Annotated in this window: 20 protein-coding genes; 5 read left to right on the forward strand and 15 right to left on the reverse strand. The window is 52.0% G+C overall.

Annotated elements, in window-relative coordinates; translation table 11 throughout:
• Positions 1 to 31 precede the first annotated feature (31 nt).
• A complete protein-coding gene (locus MO867_RS07185; RefSeq protein WP_252465620.1) occupies positions 32 to 2,119 on the reverse strand; it encodes a GGDEF/EAL domain-containing response regulator in 2,088 nt (695 codons plus the stop codon).
• Between the two features lie 341 nt (positions 2,120 to 2,460).
• Entirely contained in the window at positions 2,461 to 3,498 is a 1,038-nt protein-coding gene (epmB, locus tag MO867_RS07190) for an EF-P beta-lysylation protein EpmB (RefSeq protein ID WP_252465621.1), read from the reverse strand.
• A 710-nt stretch (positions 3,499 to 4,208) separates the two neighbouring features.
• Here epmB and MO867_RS07195 point away from each other — a divergent pair.
• From MO867_RS07195 to epmA, 4 genes are all read left to right on the forward strand, one after another.
• The gene (locus tag MO867_RS07195; protein ID WP_252465623.1) at positions 4,209 to 4,922 is read left to right on the forward strand and encodes an iron-containing redox enzyme family protein; all 714 of its coding nucleotides are present in this window, start codon (positions 4,209 to 4,211) and stop codon (positions 4,920 to 4,922) included.
• A 188-nt stretch (positions 4,923 to 5,110) separates the two neighbouring features.
• Positions 5,111 to 5,905 carry an aldolase gene (locus MO867_RS07200; RefSeq protein WP_252465625.1) on the forward strand — a complete coding sequence of 265 codons (795 nt, stop codon included), beginning with the start codon at positions 5,111 to 5,113 and terminating at the stop codon, positions 5,903 to 5,905.
• 320 nt (positions 5,906 to 6,225) lie between these two features.
• Positions 6,226 to 6,798 carry an elongation factor P gene (gene efp / locus MO867_RS07205; protein WP_252465627.1) on the forward strand — a complete coding sequence of 191 codons (573 nt, stop codon included), beginning with the start codon at positions 6,226 to 6,228 and terminating at the stop codon, positions 6,796 to 6,798.
• Positions 6,799 to 6,851: 53 nt separating this feature from the next.
• On the forward strand, positions 6,852 to 7,805 hold the full coding sequence (epmA, locus tag MO867_RS07210) for an EF-P lysine aminoacylase EpmA (protein WP_252465628.1): 954 nt from the start codon (positions 6,852 to 6,854) through the stop codon (positions 7,803 to 7,805).
• 7 nt (positions 7,806 to 7,812) lie between these two features.
• Here epmA and MO867_RS07215 read toward each other — a convergent pair whose 3' ends face one another.
• The 11 genes from MO867_RS07215 to MO867_RS07265 all read right to left on the reverse strand — a co-directional run bounded on the left by MO867_RS07215 (position 7,813) and on the right by MO867_RS07265 (position 17,543).
• Positions 7,813 to 8,604 carry a GNAT family N-acetyltransferase gene (locus MO867_RS07215; protein ID WP_252465629.1) on the reverse strand — a complete coding sequence of 264 codons (792 nt, stop codon included), beginning with the start codon at positions 8,602 to 8,604 and terminating at the stop codon, positions 7,813 to 7,815.
• Positions 8,605 to 8,676: 72 nt separating this feature from the next.
• Complete coding sequence (cysE, locus tag MO867_RS07220; RefSeq protein WP_252465630.1) at positions 8,677 to 9,489, reverse strand: serine O-acetyltransferase; 813 nt, start codon at positions 9,487 to 9,489, stop codon at positions 8,677 to 8,679.
• A gap of 16 nt (positions 9,490 to 9,505) precedes the next feature.
• Positions 9,506 to 10,492 (reverse strand): serine/threonine protein kinase, encoded by a 987-nt coding sequence (locus tag MO867_RS07225; protein ID WP_252465631.1) that lies wholly within the window; start codon positions 10,490 to 10,492, stop codon positions 9,506 to 9,508.
• A gap of 160 nt (positions 10,493 to 10,652) precedes the next feature.
• Positions 10,653 to 11,123, reverse strand: coding sequence for an ankyrin repeat domain-containing protein (locus MO867_RS07230; RefSeq protein ID WP_252465632.1), 471 nt, complete (start codon positions 11,121 to 11,123; stop codon positions 10,653 to 10,655).
• Between the two features lie 51 nt (positions 11,124 to 11,174).
• The gene (locus MO867_RS07235) at positions 11,175 to 12,674 is read right to left on the reverse strand and encodes a catalase (RefSeq protein ID WP_252465633.1); all 1,500 of its coding nucleotides are present in this window, start codon (positions 12,672 to 12,674) and stop codon (positions 11,175 to 11,177) included.
• A gap of 154 nt (positions 12,675 to 12,828) precedes the next feature.
• On the reverse strand, positions 12,829 to 13,227 hold the full coding sequence (locus MO867_RS07240; RefSeq protein ID WP_252465634.1) for a DUF6632 domain-containing protein: 399 nt from the start codon (positions 13,225 to 13,227) through the stop codon (positions 12,829 to 12,831).
• A gap of 37 nt (positions 13,228 to 13,264) precedes the next feature.
• On the reverse strand, positions 13,265 to 13,642 hold the full coding sequence (locus MO867_RS07245) for a VOC family protein (RefSeq protein WP_252465635.1): 378 nt from the start codon (positions 13,640 to 13,642) through the stop codon (positions 13,265 to 13,267).
• Positions 13,643 to 13,813: 171 nt separating this feature from the next.
• Positions 13,814 to 14,230 (reverse strand): hypothetical protein, encoded by a 417-nt coding sequence (locus MO867_RS07250; RefSeq protein WP_252465636.1) that lies wholly within the window; start codon positions 14,228 to 14,230, stop codon positions 13,814 to 13,816.
• Between the two features lie 170 nt (positions 14,231 to 14,400).
• A complete protein-coding gene (acs, locus tag MO867_RS07255; RefSeq protein ID WP_252465638.1) occupies positions 14,401 to 16,338 on the reverse strand; it encodes an acetate--CoA ligase in 1,938 nt (645 codons plus the stop codon).
• 289 nt (positions 16,339 to 16,627) lie between these two features.
• Positions 16,628 to 16,993 (reverse strand): cupin domain-containing protein, encoded by a 366-nt coding sequence (locus tag MO867_RS07260; protein ID WP_252465640.1) that lies wholly within the window; start codon positions 16,991 to 16,993, stop codon positions 16,628 to 16,630.
• 61 nt (positions 16,994 to 17,054) lie between these two features.
• Entirely contained in the window at positions 17,055 to 17,543 is a 489-nt protein-coding gene (locus tag MO867_RS07265) for a 2-thiouracil desulfurase family protein (protein WP_252465641.1), read from the reverse strand.
• A gap of 204 nt (positions 17,544 to 17,747) precedes the next feature.
• Here MO867_RS07265 and MO867_RS07270 point away from each other — a divergent pair, with 204 nt between their 5' ends.
• On the forward strand, positions 17,748 to 18,665 hold the full coding sequence (locus tag MO867_RS07270; protein WP_252465643.1) for a polysaccharide deacetylase family protein: 918 nt from the start codon (positions 17,748 to 17,750) through the stop codon (positions 18,663 to 18,665).
• Between the two features lie 128 nt (positions 18,666 to 18,793).
• Here MO867_RS07270 and panD read toward each other — a convergent pair whose 3' ends face one another.
• Together panD and panC are read right to left on the reverse strand one after the other, a co-directional pair.
• Positions 18,794 to 19,180 (reverse strand): aspartate 1-decarboxylase, encoded by a 387-nt coding sequence (panD, locus tag MO867_RS07275; RefSeq protein ID WP_252465645.1) that lies wholly within the window; start codon positions 19,178 to 19,180, stop codon positions 18,794 to 18,796.
• A 13-nt stretch (positions 19,181 to 19,193) separates the two neighbouring features.
• A complete protein-coding gene (gene panC / locus MO867_RS07280) occupies positions 19,194 to 20,042 on the reverse strand; it encodes a pantoate--beta-alanine ligase (RefSeq protein WP_252465665.1) in 849 nt (282 codons plus the stop codon).
• Between the last annotated feature and the right edge of the window lie 13 nt (positions 20,043 to 20,055).

Below are 20,055 nucleotides of genomic sequence, written 5' to 3' on the forward strand. Positions count from 1 at the left end.
CGGTTTTTTAGCAACTTCCTAGCGAAGCGGTTTATTCAAGACTGAAATCGAAGTTCATTTCTTCCGCAGGCGCCTGCACGTAATACCCCTGAATATAGTCAGTTCCCGTCTGCCACAAAGTGGGTAGCATGCTGGCCTGTTCGATATGCGGCACTATCACCTTGGTATCGGCCTCTCCCAGGCGCTGAACCAGTCCCGCCAGGGACTCGCTGCTCTCCCCTTCATCCTGTACCTCGCGTACAAAAGAAGGGTCTACCTTGGCGATATCCACCTTCACATGCTCCAGCGCTTTAAAAGGATTGAGGCCAGTGCCGAAATGACACATCGATACGCGACAACCCAGTTGTTGCACCTGGGTGGTGAAATCGCGAGCCGCGTGCAGGTTGCTGTTGATGTCTTCCTGGCGCAGCTGGAAAATTACCGTGTTCGGTGCCACCTTGGCAGCTTTAAAGGCAACGCCCAACCAACCCGGCAGACTGCTATCCACCAGAGAGGCGGTGGTGATATGCAGCATCAATGAGACATTCTTGCCTTCCGCCCGGGCCGCCGCAGCGGCCTTGATCGCGGTGATAATGACCCAACGATCCATCTTTGCCGACAAGCCCGCATCCCCCAGCTCTTGCAGAAAAGCCAATGGTGCCAGCTCCTCTTTCTCATCGAGCATACGCACGAGCACCTCGTACATCTGCTCGCCGGTGCCCTGTAGGCTGAGGATCGGCTGGTACAGCAGTTTCAGGTTGCCGGCTTCAAGGGCCTGCACCACCCGCGCGCGGTGGTAGGTATCCGCATCGGCGCCGCCCTCGGTATCCGGTTCATAGAGCGCGAAATTACCGCCTTTCTTTTCTTCGCCCAAAGCTTGCTTGTGCGCGGTAAGTGCCTGATCCAGCACCTGTTGCGCACCGCTGGAGGCCTCGCTCATCAGGGATATACCGATTGAGACGGTAATTTGGAGTGTTTTACCGTCGGCATCAAAAATTTTGTCGGAAATCTTTCTCAGTATTTCCCGCGCGCGCTGCTCGATACTATCCGGTGTCGTATCCGGGCTGAGCAGGCAGAAGGCATCTTCACTATAGCGCGCCAGGGTGTCGCCACTGCGCTGACTGACTTTGAGTAGTTCCGCTATGCCTTTTTGCAAGGCATCGGCTCCAGCCACCCCCACGACTTTCTGCACTTCCTGCTCAAAACGATCCACCTGAATCAGCATCAGGCCACCCGTATTATGGGATTCCGCTGCAGATTTAATACTGGAGTCCAGCACCTGTAAGAAGTGCTGTCGGTTGAACAGGCCGGTGAGCGGATCGCGATTTTTTATATCACTGAGCTGGGCTTCCAACTGTTCAGTATCACCGCGGCGCGAGGCGATACGCACCTGCAAACAACGCTCGTCGTCATAGGTGGTACTGAGCACTTCAGCACGGGTGGGTAGCGAATCACCAGAGGCGGTCTTGGCGGTGAATTTCCACTCCTTTGCCTCCAGTTCGTTATTGTCGATGGCGCAGCGCTTAAGAAATTCACGCCCCGCCTCCTGCTCATTTTCTGCCAGCATATCGATCAGGGGCTGATACTCGATCTCCTCGCCACTGTCGTAACCAAAGCGTTCGGCGAGAGAGTCATTGGCGTAGACGATCAAGCCATCGGAGACGTAGGAAATCGCATCTTTGGAGCTGTCGAGAAGTTCCTTCGCCCGCTTCAAGGTCGCGTGATAACGGCGGTCGTGCACACGTGCCTGACGGCGGTTTGCCAGGGCTGCCAACTCTCGCTGGATAACAAACAAAAGGTGTTGATCCTCATCCACCACCACCACATCGCGCGCCCCAAGCTTCAAGCCTTCCACCACTGGCTGGGCGCCGTTGCGCTCGGTCAACATGATGACCGGGACATCTTTTTGCAGCTTGCTGATGGTGCGCAAAGCCACTGAAGCTGGAACTTGTGTACTGCTCTCTGCAGCAATTACCAGGTCCCAGGTTTTGTCCTGCAGCAGCCGATTAAAGGCTGCCTCGCTGGCAACGTGCTGTGCTCGGTTGGGACGGCCGGCATTGTGCAGCATACTCACAAGGCGCTGGGCTTCCGATGGGGTATCGTGGATCAGGAGAAGTCGAATTGTGTCGTTGCTACTCATTATTTGCTCTATTTTTTAATGGCGGCACACCGCTACCGCGAGCAGTAATTTTAGGGGGCGTCGAGGATGGCATACAAGGGGAAGAAAAAGTGGTACCTGTGACCCAAATCACACAACACTCCCTGTACAAAATGATCCCTGCTCTCCATCAGCGACGCAATTACGGCGGTGCAAACTTTCCCGGAGTTAGTATTTCCATACCAGATGGAAAACAAGTCGCCTGAGAAATGGGCCGTCTGACCAATATATCGAGCGTTGCCGCAGAGCATTTAGCATAGATCAATTTGGCGAAAACTTATTTATTAGGCTTGGGGCTTTTCAACCGATACAAGCCCCACAGGTTAAAGGTCCTCTGACACCACGGGAGACTTTGACGGCACACCAGGGATTTCACGTACCAGTTTTGGTACCAAGTAACCTGGCAAGCATTGCCGGAGCTGCCCCATAATTTCCAAAGCCCTTGCATCTGTGACTTCAAAATGGGCCGCCCCATTGACTCGATCCAACTGATGCAGATAGTAGGGCAGCACACCTGCATCGAACAGGGATTCACTCAATGCCTCCAGCGCTTCGCAGCTGTCATTCACGCCTTTCAGTAGCACCGTTTGATTGAGCAGGGTGACACCCGCTGCACGCAAACGCTGCAAAGCTGAGCGCACCTCTCCATCTATCTCATTGGCATGATTGCAGTGCAAAACCAGCACCGGCTTCAAACGGGAAGCGGCAAACCACTTCAACATGCCTTCACTGATACGACTGGGTGCGACAATTGGCAGGCGGCTGTGAATACGCAACTTGTCCAGGTGAGGCACCTGGGCCAACTCCCCGGACAGCCAACTGAGTTGACGATCACTCAACACCAAAGGATCGCCACCGCTCAATATGACCTCGCGCAGCTCGGTGTGCGCACGAATATATTCCAGTGCCGCCAAGCCTTGCCGTCGCGTCAGATGGTTATCACCGTAGGGAAATTCACGGCGAAAACAGTAACGGCAATTCACCGCGCACTGTCCGGCAGCAATCAGTAAAAGACGCCCATGGTATTTGTGCACCACACCCGGCAGCGGATTGGCCTCGGTCTCTTGCAACGGATCAGCAGTAAATCCCGGCACCTGCTGCAGTTCTGCGACACCCGGTAAAACCTGTAGCAATAGAGGGTCATTGGGATCGCCGCAGCGCATCCGCCGAACAAAGGGACGGGGAATACGCAGGGAAAATTCTGCCGCAGCCTGTAAGGCCACGGGAAGCTGAGAGGGGTCCAGCTGTAGTAATTGAATTAACTCTGCCGGCTCAGTGACCAGATCGGACATTTCATCCTGCCAGCGGCGGGATTCCTGTGTGTCGATAAGCTCTATGCCGGGGTCCGATAACGCCATCATGGGGATTCACTGCAAAATAAGAAATTGTAACAGATCCCTCTAAAGCCTCTACATTGACCCGACAGCCACGAACCGGTAAAAGAAAACCGTATTGCCCGTGTCAAACTGCACAGGACCGTAACCCGTAACACTAAAAGATCCACGTTTTCCAGCTCAGCTGCGGTTATCTAACAGGCTGTTGCAAATGACTGTCCCAGCAGCTGGCCAAATAAAACCGTAATAAATCCCACTCCAAACTTTCATTCGTTGACGTTTCGCTATAGCCCTAACCACTTGGGAAATTACTTTTCTTTACTCCTATTCAAAAGTACATCACCGCAACAATGAGTTACAGGCATCTACTTCCAGCCCACATAACTCATAAAGAGCTTTACCGCAAGCGTAAAAAACAAATTATACCCACTCTTTAAATACCATTTTAAGAATAAAAAATAGCTCCGAGAAAAAGTTAAAAAGGATAAAGCAAAGAAAACAATATTTATTAGCGGAATTTTTATTGCTAATGCAGGTCGCGCCTAAAAACGGCCACTCAATCTCAAAAATTTCATAATTCCCATATTCACAATAGGGATATTTCGATGTTAGCTTTAACGCCGGGAAAGTAAAAGATTTTGTCAGCTTGCCTAAGTGTCAAGCACTACTGAAATAGAAATAAAGCATCAACAAGGTGTTCGGATAGAACATTTAGAATTACAAAAAGGAATTATTCGATGGAAATGCAGCTTGAATTGCTTGAAGCAAATAAAAATCTTCTGATAGAGCAAATTCGCGCACATCCTTTCCTCAAGCGTTGTCGCGAAGGCTCGATCACCCTGGAGGAGCTGAAAATTTTTCTGCTGCAGCAAGGTATCTACAGCAGATACTTCGTTAGGTACCTGTGTGCAATGATGGCCAACCTTCCCAGCAATAACGAAGTTCTTGAGTTGGCAGAAAACCTGATGGAAGAGCTCGGTCTGGAACCGAACAGCCCAACACCTCACGCAGTAATGTACCGTGAAATGCTTGAGAATTTTGGTTTGAGCCTGGAAAACTCCGAAGCTTTACCCGGAACCAGGCACCTGGTCGATACCATGTTCAAAAACTGCCGCGACCTCAGAGCCAGTGCCGGCCTGGGTGCGCTCTGCCTGGGTGCTGAGGCACTGGTGCCTGACCTTTACACTGATATCGTTACCGGTTTCCGCTCCTGTGATATCACCGACAAAGAAATGAAATTTTTTCTGCTGCACATTGAGTGCGATGACGGCCACGCAGAAACCATTCGAAACATTATGGTGGATATCGGTTGCAAAGACACCAGCCAACTTGACGTTATGCTCGAAGCCGGGCGTCACCTGGTCGAAGCCCGTCTGCAATTCTTTGATTCTATTGAAACTGCATATCGTGCTTCATTGTACGCGCAGACTGAAGCTGTTCCAGCTAGCTAGCAAGTATTGATTAACTCACTCACAGATGTTACTGGAGAACGCTCAGGCATAGGGATATGCCACCAACATGAATTCGGCGGAGACCGAAAGTTTGGGCGTTAAGTTTTTAAAAAAAATTTTCGATGTGAGAATAAAACAGGATTATTGTGCAAATTTTAGCTAACTTGCTGTGAGAATTGGAGATATACATGGCTGATACACTATCGTTAGCAAAAAGCGAGCTGGTTAGGCAGGCCAGCAAAGCTATGCAACAACATCTCAGCTCGCCCGAGTGGTCGCTGAGAGAAAAGCTGGCACTTACTTGCCGTATTTTATTTGCCGATGGCCACGACTCGGGGCTGGCCGGACAAATTACTGCTCGCGCGGAGAAACCAGGCACCTACTATACCCAGCGCCTCGGCCTCGGTTTTGATGAAATTACCTCATCCAACCTGCTTGAGGTAAATGAAGACCTCGAAGTACTTTCCGGTGAGGGGATGGCCAACCCCGCCAACCGTTTTCATTCCTGGATTTATCGCGCGCGCGCCGACGTAAACTGTATTGTGCACACACACCCAATGCATATTTGCGCACTTTCCATGCTGGAGCGGCCCCTGAAAATCTCCCACATGGATGCCTGTATGCTCTACGAGGATATCGCCTTCCTCAAAGACTGGCCCGGCGTACCTGTGGGCAACAGCGAGGGGGAACTGATTGCTGCTGCAATCAAAGATAAACGCGCGATTCTGCTCGGTCACCATGGCCTGGTTATGGCCTGCCGCTCCGTTGAAGAGGCCTGTGTAATGGCAGTGCAAGCCGAGCGCGCTGCCAAGCTGCAAATACTGGCCGAGTCTGCCGGCACCATCCAGGATATTGATCCCGAACTAGGCCGCGAGGCCCACGACTGGATTTTGCAAGAGAAGCGCTCTCAAGCAACCTTTGCGTATTTTGCACGACGTACGCAGAGGAGAGGCTATGGCGGTGGAGAAGACCCACTGAGTTGATTATTCCAAAGTAAATGGGCACACGTCCATTTACCGGCAAGCCACACGAGCACGTGATTCTGGCAAAATCAGAGCCATTCCTCAATCCAATTGATCCCAGCTATTCGTTCAAGCTCTCGCCCTCCTGTATAATCCCGCCCCATCATGCAGGGCTGGCGGCAGAGTCTCTCTACTCCAGCCCGACGAGTTACCTGAGGCTACCATTTTGGCGGCAGCAAGCGACATTCAGCTTGGCTTGCCAGGGTGTGCTCCAAGTCGGTGAAAAATAAAAAACTCGTTAGAAATCATATAGATAAATGAATTAAAGGGCTCTAATTGCTATGGCTAGTTACTCCACTAACGAATTCAAGGGCGGCCTCAAGGTGATGCTGGACGGCGACCCCTGCTCAATCGTGGAAAACGAATTCGTCAAACCTGGTAAGGGCCAGGCATTCAGCCGCGTCAAACTGCGCAACCTGAAAACCGGCCGTGTTTGGGAGCGCACCTTCCGCTCCGGTGAGAGCCTGGAAGCTGCGGACGTAATGGACCGCGAAATGGAATACTTGTACAACGACGGCGAGTTCTACCATTTTATGGAGCCGGAGTCTTTCGAGCAGCACCAGGCCAGCACTGACGCCGTGGGCGATGCGGCCAAGTGGCTCAAAGAGCAGGATATCTGCACCATCACCCTGTACAACGGCAGTCCCCTGGCAGTCACTCCACCCAACCACGTTATTCTGGAAATTACCGATACCGATCCCGGTCTGCGCGGCGACACTGCCCAGGGCGGCACCAAGCCCGCCACTCTGGCGACCGGTGCTGTCGTAAAGGTCCCCCTGTTCCTGGAAATCGGCGAAACCATCAAGGTGGATACCCGCACCGCTGAATACCTGGGCCGTGCCAAGGAAGATTGAGTGCCTCCTCCCTTCGGGCGGCCAACGGCCGCTCGTTTCCAGAGTTACCCTCCATGAGTAAAAATGCTTGGCGCCCCACCGCCTCCATTAAGGCCCTGCGCCAGCGCGCCGCGCTGCTCGCACAGATCCGCACCTTCTTTTCCCAGCGAGGGGTTCTTGAAACCGAAGTACCGGTGCTGTCCCAGCGCGCCACCAGCGACCCACATATCGAGTCCATCAGCACTCAGTGCAGTGGAGAAACTGCCTATCTCGCCACCAGCCCGGAATTGGGCCTGAAACGCTTGCTCGCCGCCGGACTGGGAGATTGCTACTACCTGGGTAAAGCCTTCCGTCAGGGCGAATCCGGCGGTCGCCATAACCCCGAGTTCTCCATGCTCGAATGGTATCGCTGCGGCTGGGACGATCGCCAACTTATGGCAGAGGTGACAGAGCTGCTCAGTGCTATCTTGGCCACAGACCAAGTGCAATCTCTCAGTTATCGGGAGCTGTTTTTACGCGAGCTACAATTGGACCCACACAGCGCCAGTAATGCAGAACTCGTATCTTGTGTCGCACGTGAGATGGAACTGTCATTTACTCCCCGCGAACGCAATGAGTGCTTGGATCTGTTGATGAGTCACCGCCTGGAAGCCAGCATGAACGAGGGAATCACACTCATTTATGATTTTCCTGCGGAACAGGCAGCACTGGCCAAAGTGCTTAACGATCAACAGGGCACGCCGGTTGCACGGCGCTTCGAAGCCTATGCTGGAGGACTGGAGTTGGCCAACGGCTACTGGGAACTGACTGATAGCAAAGAACAGTTGCGGCGTTTTGAAAAAGACCTGGCGTACCGCCGCGACCACTTGCGCCCGCTACAGCCGTTTGATGAACGCTTGGTGTCAGCCCTGGCGGAGGGTATGCCGGACTGCGCCGGTGTGGCACTGGGGGTAGACCGGCTGCTGATGCTGGCGGCAGGCTATGATTCCATCGATAAGGTTATCGCTTTTCCCTTCAGTCGCGCATAGTGACAACTTACTGCGGAGCAAACTGGTAGCGGGCCACTTCCCCCACGGCAAAAAAACCGCTATCGAGTAGTAATTGCTGCCGATCCGCCGGTACCAAGGCGACCAGATTGCGATGATGACTACTGCAGGCCCGATCGGCCAGGTGGTAAAACAGTGCCCGCCCTATTCCTCGCTGTTGGTGGGATTTAAGGGTCACCAAGTCATAGAGGCCCAGCGCATCTGCTGCGGCAAACAAACAACCCGCAGCCACCGGAGTACCCTCAAGGCTCGCAAGAAAAAGCTTAAGTCGCCCTCGCCGCTGCTCTGGGATTCCCTGTAGACCTTCATAAAACCGGGCTAGTTGAGCCCCCTCCTGCTCTCCCGCCACTGCCGCTTGCACAGCGCCATAGGCTGGCAAGTCCTCTTCCTGTACTGCACTGATCGTGAGTTTATCCACGGCGGAAGCATCGCCAACACTCAGGTGAGGGATTTCCACCGCCATTGCTACCTGGGACTGCCGCCGCTTTAACCCCACCGCTTCCAGCGCGGCGTCATCCAGGGGCTTTGAAGCACTGTGCCACAGCGTGAAGGGACTGCGCCGCTCGGCGAAGTAATCCACCGCAAAGCGCTGAAATATGCGCGGCGGCATGACCATATTGGAAATAACCTGGTTGAGACCCACCGAGGGCAAACCGCTATCACTGCGTACAATACCAGTGATCTCTTTGGTGTGATCGGGGTTGAACAGGCCCGCGCGGTAACCCGCATAGGCCTCCAGGTTGCGACAGACAAGATTTTTAGCGCTAAGACTATATTTCATGGGTCAAAGGATAGTGCCCTTGAGTCATTTCCCCAGGTCCCCGTGACACTTTTGTCAGCGGAGTCACAAGTCTTACTTCTGCACTTGCGACAAGGCGCACTGGTCCATGGACATGGCCGGCTCGGCACAAGTAGCCGCCCCAACAACTTTTGCCGGTACGCCGGCCACCAGAACCTTGGCCGGTACCGATTTTAGTACCACACTACCGGAGGCAATCTGGGCGCACTCTCCAATGTCGATATTGCCAAGCACCTTGCTGCCCGCACCGATCAGGACCCCGTGGCGAATCTTCGGATGACGATCGCCAGTCTCTTTACCAGTACCACCAAGGGTTACCGACTGCATGATGGAAACATTGTTTTCCACCACCGCGGTTTCACCGATCACTATGCCAGTCGCGTGGTCCAGCAATATACCCTCACCCAGACGGGCCGCCGGGTGAATATCCACACTGAATACCACTGATACTCGGTGTTGTAGGAACATGGCCAGAGAACGGCGCTGCTGCTTCCACAGCCAATGCGCCACCCGGTGAACCTGAAGGGTGTGAAAACCTTTGAAATACAGAAAGGGTTCATGCAGGGACTGACACGCCGAGTCGCGCAGGTAAATGGCATTCAGGTCTGCACGAGCGGCATGGCCGATCGATGGATCGGCCTTTAAGGCCTCATCAATCACCTCGCGAATCAACAGCGCCGGCGCCACCGCATTGTCGAGCTTGTTTGCCAAGTGGAAGCTGAGCGCCGCCTCCAGAGAATTGTGATTGAGGATCGTCGCGTGCAGAAAGCTGGCCAGAATCGGCTCTCTCTCTACCTGTTGTGCCACCTCAGTGCGAATTTTCTCCCAAATGAGGTCTGCTTCGGCTTCAGTGCATGTCGCATCCATTGTTGCTCTCTCCATGTTACACAGTGCCCAATGTAAGTGGCGGCTCCAACAACGCCGACTGCTGCTCGCGCAATGCCAGTATATGCTCTGCCCAGTAGCGCCCTGTATTAAACCAGGGGAATGCCTGGGGGAAAGCCGGGTCTTGCCAGCGGCGCGCCAGCCAGGCAGCGTGATGCATCTGGCGCAGACAGCGCAACGGCTCCACCAGCTGCAGCTGCTGGGGATCGAAACTATAAAAGGTTTCGTAGCCCTCAAGTACCGCATCCAGGTAAGCGGTTTGCTCCGCGCGATTACCGGAGATCAGCATCCAGATATCCTGGATAGCCGGGCCCATCAGACAATCATCCAAATCTACAAACCAGGGCGTGTCCTCGCGCCACAGGAAGTTACCGCTATGGCAGTCACCATGCAGGCGCAACAGGTCCCATTCGCGTTCAAATAGAGGCGCGACCTGCTCGATAATATGGCCGGTTACGGACGCATAAGCCTCGCGGTTCTCCCTAGGCAAAAAGTCGCCACTGAGAATAAATTCACGGCTATCAATGGCAAAGTGCTGCAGGCTTAGGGTCGGCCGATGAGAAAAAGGCTGGGCACTGCCGAGCGCGTGTATACGCCCAAGCATGGTACCCACCTGCTCCAGATGCTCGAAATTATCCAGTTCCAGCTGGCGTCCACCGCGACGGGGGAACAGGGCGAAACGAAAACCTGCAGATTCCATTAGGGTACGCCCGTCAATCAGTAACGGCGCCACCACAGGAATTTCCGCTTCCGCCATCTCCAGAGTGAACTGGTGCTCTTCCAGTATCTGTTCGTCGCTCCAACGACCGGGGCGGTAGAACTTGGCAATCAGTGGTTCGGCGCCCTCAATACCCACCTGGTAAACACGGTTTTCATAACTGTTTAAAGGGAAAATCCGCGCATCGGAAATAAGCCCGCTGCTCTCGACGCAGTCGATCACCACGTCCGGCGTAAGGGCTTCATAGGGATGATGGCTCTGGGTCATAGCGGGTACCAACTGGATTGCAGCTGGCTATGCTAACGCGGTCCTGGGGGCGGGGACAAACACTGAATAACACCGCGATGCGCCGCTCTGATCTCATCGGACCCATGCGCTAAGCACTGTGCGACCACACTCTGCAGCACGAGGCCCACACTAAAGAGTATCAGCTGCCATTTTTACGCTGTTGCTGGAGTAATTGGACCAGCTGGTCGCGACCAAACACGCTGGCGAAGTCCTCTGCCGAGTGTCCGGCTTTATTCGCCTGCAACGGATCGCAATTCTGCTTTAGCAGGGTGCTGGCGATAGCCATTTCAGCGCGGAAAATTGCGGCCATCAACGCAGTATTACCGCGGCGATCCTGAGCACAGGCATCAGCACCTTTTTGCAAAAGGTAATCCACCGCCTCTGCGTTGCCGTTGTAGGTGGCAATCATCAGAGCTGAATAGCCCTTTGCGTTGCGTAACTCCAGAGGAAAGCCCGCCTGTGAAAATTCGCGTAACACCTGGGTATCACCCACCCGTGCGGCGGCAAAATAATACCGGGAGAGTTCGACCAAATCAGAGTCAGCATTTTCCGGCTCCACCGCTTGAGCAGTAGCGCTGAGAAAAAGTAGCGCAAATAAAAATGATTTCATAATTTCACCCCTGCAAAGTGGCGGGTGGTCGGAGACACCCGCGCGCTAAAATTACTCAGCCAGTTTTTTCACTCGAGTTAGGTCTCCGCCAACGGCTTGTGTCAGGCGCTGGCCGTATTCCCTATCGGCTCGATAGAAATTACTCAGCATCACATGCTTAGTCGCGCGATCACGAACCTTGCTGAGATCACCGGCGAGATTTTCGATCAGATTATGGCGCTCTTCCGGACTCAGGCTGCGATAGAAAGCCCCTGCTTGGGCAAAGGGCAGTTTCTTTTCAATCGCCTTTTGCTGTGTGCTACCGATCAGCGGCTTGCTGCTGAATAAACCACTAGCGTTCTCATCCCGCACATGAATACGGCTCGGCTGGTAGTTCACATCGGAGCTCTGCTGGCCGTAATTACCGCTACCATCCTGGTTCCAATTATTGACCACAACGCGGGGACGATTGATCGGCAATTGCTGGTGATTGGCACCCAAGCGATACATTTGCGTATCGGAGTAAGAGAATACACGCCCCTGCAGCAGGCGGTCTTCAGACGGTTCAATGCCGGGAACAATATTTGCCGGGGAAAACGCAGCTTGCTCGGTTTCCTGGAAGAAGTTTGTCGGCACACGGTTGAGTGTCATGGTACCCACTTTGCTTTCCTCCACACCCAGCCACATTTTTGTGGCATCGAGCGGGTTGTAATTAAAGCTGTAGAGCTGGGAAGGCTTCAGCACTTTAATATATAAATCCCACTTGGGGTAATCGCCCTTTTTAATAGCTGTGTACATATCGCGAGTCGCGTGGCTGAAGTCTTTACTCTGGATTTTCTCTGCTTCTTGCGCAGTCAGATTTTTAATCCCCTGGCGGGTTTTCCAGTGGAACTTCACATAATTCACTTTGCCCTCGTCGTTGACAAATTTATAGGCATGAACGCCCCAGCCATCCATCTGGCGCAAGTTGGCTGGCGTGCCGTAATCGGAATAGACCCAACTCAACATATGAGTGGCTTCCGGCACATGGCTAAAGAAATCAAAGAAACGGTTGGGGTCTTGTCGATTGGTTACCGGGGACGGTTTCAGCGAGTGCACCATATCCGGGAATTTAATTGCATCACGGATAAAAAATACCGGTAGGTTATTACCGACCAGATCCCAGTTGCCTTCTTCGGAATAAAATTTGGTAGCAAACCCACGCGGATCACGCAGGGTTTCCGGGGAGCCCTTAGAATGAATTACCGTTGAAAAGCGTACAAAAACCGGGGTCTTGGAGCCAGGATCAAACACAGCCGCCCGAGTTAAATCACTGAGATCCGCCGTCGCCACAAACTCGCCGTGAACGCCGGTACCGCGAGCATGTACAACGCGCTCTGGGATACGTTCGCGAGCAAATCGTTGCAAATTTTGAACAAGTTGCACGTCCTGCAGCAAGTTGCCGCCATTCTCGCCTGCCGTTTGCGCATTCTGATTATCACCGACTGGAGCGCCATTATCACGGGTCAATGTCTCTGCATTGGCAGCGCCTATCATGCTGATAGTTAATGCTAATAAGGATAAGTATTTCATGGGATTATTTGTCTCTACAGCCAATTCTATTACAAGAGTAGAGTTTATAGGGACAGACAATGGGCGAGAAATTAGATCTGATTATCGTTCTTATAGCAGAGATCAATCATTAAAATTTGATCTAGTAAATGGGGAGCCATACGAATAAAAAAAACTACCCCGCATCTTTACTCTCCCACTTATACTTCGGCATAAGATACCAGAGGACGCCTGCAATCAAAAATAAAATCGGTATATCCCCCGCTAAGTGAATCCGGTCGGTTTTATCAATCAAAGCCTGGATCAGCATGATGACACCATGAACAAGGCTGGACCATATGGTAAACCAGATCAAACTGATATTTGCCGCGGGATTTTTTGCCGCACGTATCAGGAAAACCCCCAAAGTGACATAGATACCGACAATCATCTGCTCGTATTCCGGCTGTCGGGGCGTCCACCCCCAGCCCTGCGGCCAAACCCACATCATCATCGGGTAGATTACCAATATAAAAAGCACACCGATAACCATCAGTGCTTTAGGCAGATACTTTGCGCGGGCAATATCATCCATGTTTTATTCCAAACCGGTTTTCAGCGACTGGCTTTTTTCAATCCTGTAAATCCGCCGGTAAATGACAGACCACTTCCAACTTATGTCCGTCCGGGTCCAACACAATGGCGGCATAATAATCCGGGTGGAATTGCTCATAGACACCCGGCGGGCCATCTTCCTTCCCTCCGGCCTCTAGCGCTAAGCGATAAAAATCCCTAACCACCTGGCGCTCTTCGGCACGAAAAGCAATATGCAGTTGCGGGGTAGTACTGGTCCCACCCCGAATCCATAGTTCAGGCTTATCGGCCCAGCCAAAACCCGCCCAGTCGTCAAACTCCATCACCAATCCATAGCCCAATGGCATCAGCGCCTGCTGATAGAAGCCCCTGCTGCGCTCATAGTTATGCACATGAATACGTATGTGATCAAGCATGGTGGAAACACCCTCTTTTCCGCCTCAAGGGCGGCCGGATTCCTCTGCAAGATAGCTCAGGGAATCCAGCGATGCTTTTTAGCCACAGGAAATATGTGGAAACTTGTGGGGCCTATATTGCAATACATAGTAATACCCGCCATTACACCGTTAAATGGCCGTAATAAAACGCTAAGGGCTGAGATACCAGTGATAAAAGCCATAGGAGGCGACACCCAAACCGAAAATCAGTTGTCCCGTCAGTAAAACCCGAAAGGCGAAGGTATAGCGCGCGAGATCTCCCCGGCGAATAGCATCATTGGAAAAAATTCTCGCCTCTTCGGGGAATCCCATTTCCAGTGTTTTCAAGGCGGGAACAGCGAGCTTAAGAAGCTGGCGACTGCGGATATCCATCAGCCAAAAAATAGTCACCAATATGACGACAAATCCTCCTAACAACGCCAGTATTAGCGGGTGGAAATCCTTCTCTACGGCAGTGAAAATCCCTCCCTCCACAAACATCGTTAGGATAACGAAAAAGTTAAACACCTTAAGGCGTTGATCTGCAGCAAAGCGATAGTGTTCACAAAGGTACTGTCCCTGTTCCAATTAGAATCTCCTCAAACGTAAATACTCAGAGAGGGAATCAACAATCAGACAAACTCCCTCCACAGAAAATAACCAGTGCAGACCTCTGGCGAAAAACAGGCGATCGTTTGCCCAATGAAAAGGCCGGGATGAACCCGGCCATCGATAATCTTTTACCGGCACACTTATACTTAGCAATTTTCCCGATGATCAATCAATGCGTCAACTGCCGATGGGTCGGCAAGGGTGGAAATATCACCGAGATTGTCCAGTTCGTTGCAGGCTATTTTTCGCAGGATACGCCGCATAATCTTGCCCGAACGGGTTTTTGGCAGGGCCGGCGCCCACTGGATAAAATCCGGTTTTGCGATAGGCCCTATTTCCTTGCTGCACAGATCAATCAGCTCGCACTTCAACGTATCACTCGGTTGGCACCCGGACTTGAGCATGACAAAAGCATAAATCCCCTGCCCTTTAATGTCGTGTGGATAACCAACCACTGCCGCTTCCGCAGTGTCACCGTGCAGCACCAAGGCGCTTTCAATTTCCGCGGTTCCCAGTCGATGACCGGAGACATTCAGAACATCATCGATACGCCCGGTTATCCAGTAATCACCCTCTCCATCGCGGCGGGCTCCGTCCCCGGTAAAGTAGTAACCGGGGAATGAAGAAAAGTAGGTATCAAGCATTCGCTGGCGATTGCCATAAACACCTCGGATCATCGAGGGCCAACTGTTTTTAATAACCAAGGAACCCTCACCCTCGCCAATAATCTCCTGCCCTTCACTATCCAACAGCGCCGGCTGTACACCAAAGAAAGGGCGCGTTGCCGAACCGGGCTTAAGAGGCATTGCACCGGGGAGCGGTGTGATCATATGCGCCCCGGTTTCTGTCTGCCACCAGGTGTCCACAATCGGGCAGCGCTCATCACCCACTACGCTGAAATACCACTCCCAAGCCTCCGGGTTAATCGGCTCACCCACAGTGCCCAGCAGACGCAGAGAGTTTCTTTTGGTGGATTTTACAAAGTCATCTCCAGCGCCCATCAGGGCGCGAATCGCCGTGGGTGCGGTATAAAAAATATTGACTTGATGCTTATCCACAACCTGCCAGAAACGTGAGGCATCCGGGTAAGTGGGCACTCCCTCGAACATCAAACTGGTTGCCCCTGCGCACAGGGGGCCATAGACAATGTAGCTGTGCCCGGTAATCCAGCCCACATCGGCGGTACACCAGAAGACCTCTCCCTCACGATAATCAAAGGTATATTTGAACGTCATGGTGGCCATCAACAGATAGCCCGCAGTGGTATGTAAAACACCTTTCGGCTTTCCAGTAGAGCCAGAGGTATAAAGAATAAATAGCGGGTCTTCTGCCCCCATAGCTTCAGGGGGGCAGTCGGGCTCCATCTGCGGGATCAAATCGCCATACCAGATATCCCGCTTGCTATCCCAATCCACTGCCGTGCCGGTGTGCTTAACCACAATCGCCGTATGTACGTTCGGACACTCGGCCAGGGCTTTATCCACATTGGCTTTCAGGGGCACACGCTTGCCGCCACGCACGGCTTCATCTGCGGTGATTACCAGGCGACAATCAGAATCGAGAATGCGATCCTTCAGGGAAGTTGGGGAAAAACCGCCAAATACTACTGAATGCACAGCCCCAATACGGGCACAGGCGAGCATTGCATAGGCGGCCTCTGGGATCATCGGCATATACAGACAAATCCGATCTCCCTTTTTAACCCCGCGGGATTTCATTAGGTTCGCTAGGCGACACACCTTCTCGTGAAGGATGCGGTAGCTGATTGCCTGACTATTGGCGGGATCATCCCCCTCCCACAAGATAGCTGTTTGCTCACCCCGGGTCGTCAGGTGCCGGTCAATACAGTTTACCGTCACATTGAGCCGACCATCGGCAAACCAGGCCGCATGGCCCTTGTACATGTCCTCTTCCAACACCTGGGCAAATGGCCTGTCCCACTGCAGAAAATCCTTGGCTTGCTGTGCCCAAAAAGCTTCCGGATTGTCCACCGACTGACGGTACATCCTTTCATAGTCTTCTGCGCTAATCAGCGCATTTGCAGCAAAGTTGGTAGGGACCGGACGGGTGTGCACTTCTGACATCATCTTCTCCTTTATTATTAGCGCGGCACAAATGGCCAAGAGAAAGTCGAGCTTGTTAAAGCCTGATCGGTATCACTTTATAGCATTGCCACCTCGAAACAATCCCCACTGACCTCTGAGCAAGCAAGTACATAGACATCAATTCCCGGTAAAACGTTAAGTAACACAACGCACTTGGTGATCGGCAATAGACGGTGGGAATAGCGAGATGGAGTCTATACAGTAAGCGGCTTTCAGTCGAAGACTGTCGAATATAGCCCCAGGTTGTTTTCTGTAAATTTAACGAACATTAAATCCAAACATTATTTTCAGCTGTTAGCTCACCATCGACATCACCGGTATTGACCACCCCTCTGGGTTCAACCAGTAAAATTTCACACTCTTGCTGAGATTTTGGCTTGTGTTCAACCCCCTTGGGCACCACATACATCTCTCCAGGGCCCAATGACACCGTGCTATCACGAAATTCAATTTCCAAGTTTCCGGAGATCACAATAAATACTTCATCAGTATCCGGGTGATCATGCCAGGCAAATTCTCCCTGTACCTTTACCAACTTAAATTGGTAATTATTCATCTCCGCGATAACTTTTGGAGACCAATGCTCAGAAAAGGTTGCCAGTTTATCTTTGAAATTTATTGCTCTCGGTTCCATCCTTTCTGTACCTATATTTTTAAAAACTATTTTCTATTTACAGTTGCTATAAATCCTGCCCCTAACGAACAATACTGATAAGCCGCCTAAGCTCACTGGCTGCGTATTGACTAAAAACTCTAATCCCAGACTGCATCAAAATGGCTGCCACGACTCCACTGCCCTTCTTTTTTATTCCCGAAAAATTTCCATCATAAATATACTGACTGCCACAAGATGGGCTATTTTCTGTGAGCACCGCATACTGGATGTCTTGTTCCTTGCATAACCTAAGAGCCAATTCGGCCCCCAATACGAACTTATCGCTCAGATCGCTCTTATCACTTCCCAGAATCTGAGCACTGCCAGATAGAACAGCGACTCCGTCACCCCCCAAAATTTCTGCCGGCACTCTGGGAATAGGCAAGCCCACCGAAATTTCCGGGCACAAGGCCACAATGTCCTGTGTCTCCAGTAGCCAGTTAAAGTCAGCGCTATGAACTTCAACAGCACTACCGTTATAGCGTACTGCACAACCCAGAAGGCAAGAACTTACCAATATTTTAACCATATACACCTAACACCAAAGTGGAGACAATAGACAAAATTATAAAACGGGCGTACCTGTGCTTCAGAAGGGCAATAATCACACACTGCAGTGGACGACTCTGCAAGGCAGTTACGGCAAAATGCTACTTTAGTAAGACAGCGTGCTATCTACCGTACCACTGTATGGAGCCAGTAACCCCATAATTTCAACACGGAAATCCATACCATGGGCCGCTCAACATTTCTACTAATAACTTGTTTGGTAATTGCCCCAGTGGTCAATGCCAAACAACTGGCAATTACTTTCGATGATGCCCCCCGCGCAGCCAATGGCTACTTTGATGGCTCGACCCGGGCGAATACCCTGATAGAAAATCTAAGTAAAAATAAAGTGGGCCGGGTCGCCTTTTTCTCCAACACGCAATCCCTGGATAAACAAGGGTTGAGTAGAATGCGGCTCTACGATGAGGCCGGGCACCTTATTGGAAATCATACCCACAGCCATCCCAACTTCCTGGATACCGACCTCCCCACATACCAGGAGGACTTTCTAAAGGCGCACCAATTACTTAAGCAGTTCAACAATTTCCAACCCTATTTTCGCTTCCCCTATTTGCGCGAGGGTGAAACACTGGAAAAGCGCGACGGTATGAGAACCCTGCTGCAGAAGAATGAATATAAAAATGCCTATATCACACTGAATAACTACGATTGGTATATCGAAGTACTTTTCCAGAAGGCTTTAAAAGAGGGTAAATCTGTTGATTTGCAAAGACTCTCCAATATGTACATCGATGTGCTTATGGAAAGTATTGAATATTACGACGAAATGGCCATCAAATATCTGGGACGTTCGCCCAAACATGTACTTCTATTGCACGAGACGGACATCTCCGCACTGTTTATCGGCGATCTGGCACAGCGGTTGAGGCAAGATGGATGGGAGATAATCCCACCGAAAGAGGCATATCAAGATCCGGTTGCTGAATACCAGCTCAATCAACCAATCAAATACAACCCCGGCAGAATCGGTGAAATTGCTTTAGGCAAAGGACAAAAGAAGGAGCTGTGGCACTACACACTGAACGAAGACTACCTCGAAAAAAGATTCCAACAGGAGGTTCTGTTGCTCTCGGACAATTAGTCCATTCAAGACATTGCCAGACCGGCTGCTTCAGAACCCAGATATCCGTGGAAATGAGTGAATGCGATTGGCAATAAGCAGTCGGGGAAAACTACCACAGGGCGGTAACGCCCTGTGGCTAACCCCATTTACACTTCGGCGAGCTGCACCGGAATCGTATTAGTGCTGCGCTCCACCTTGTTGTTCCCATCCAGGTAAACCAGTTTGGGCTTGTGACTATCCGCCTCACCCTCCGTCAGCTGGGCATAGGAAGCGATAATAATACGATCGCCCACCTGAACTCTGCGAGCAGCAGCGCCGTTCATGGAAATAATACCGGAGCCTCGCTCGGCCAGAATGACATAGGTGTGCAAGCGTTCGCCATTGGTCACATTGTAAATATCAATTTTCTCGAATTCACGCAGACCGGCCAGCTCTACCAAGTCTTCATCGATTGCACAGGAGCCGTCATACCAGAGTTCGGCCTGGGTCACCGCGGCCATGTGCAATTTGCACTTCAACATTTCAATTTGCATGGGTGGATGCCCCTCAGAGTTCCAGGGAAACATTGTCAATCAGGCGCGCTGCACTGGTGTACATAGCGCCCAAAATCGTGATTTGTTTGTCATCATCTGCGGCCGGCTGTAAATCCCGGCTGTAACAGATGCAGAAGTAATCGACCCGAAAGCCTCTATCTTCTATTCGCTTGCGCGCTTCATCTTCTAAGTCGGTAAAATCTCGACGTCCCGCCACAATCTCATCCTTGACCCAGTTCAGCGACTGGTTCAACACTGCCACTCTGGGCCGCTCATCCGTGCTGATATAGCCATTGCGAGAACTCATGGCCAGGCCATCGCCCTCACGGTGTACTGGCGCGGCAACGACTTCCACCGGCATACACAGGTCTTCCACCATACGGCGAATCACCGCCAATTGCTGGAAATCTTTAATACCAAAAACCGCCTTGTTCGGCTGCACAATATTGAACAGCTTCGCCACGACAGTGGTAACACCCTCAAAATGGCCCGGACGGCTAGCGCCACACAGCACATCGGTCATAGCCGGGCAAACCACACGGGTCTGCTGGTCCATACCGTTGGGGTATATCTCACTTTCATCCGGGTGAAAGAGGACGTCGCAGTCCGCTTCGCGCAACTTGGCGATATCCCGCTCCATAGTGCGCGGGTAGGTGTCCCAGTCTTCGTTCAGACCAAACTGCAGGCGATTGACGAAGATAGATACCACCACCAAGTCACAGTGCTGCTGGGCGATCCTGACCAGCTCTATATGGGCATCGTGTAAATTGCCCATCGTTGGCACAAAGCCGACCGTCTTGCCGTCGCTACGGGCTTGGGCCAGCGCATCGCGCAGGCTTGTTACGTGGTGGAAGACTTGCATCACTCTACCGCTC

The sequence above is a fragment of the Microbulbifer okhotskensis genome (assembly GCF_023895975.1).
In the GTDB taxonomy this organism is placed as follows: Bacteria; Pseudomonadota; Gammaproteobacteria; order Pseudomonadales; family Cellvibrionaceae; genus Microbulbifer; species Microbulbifer okhotskensis.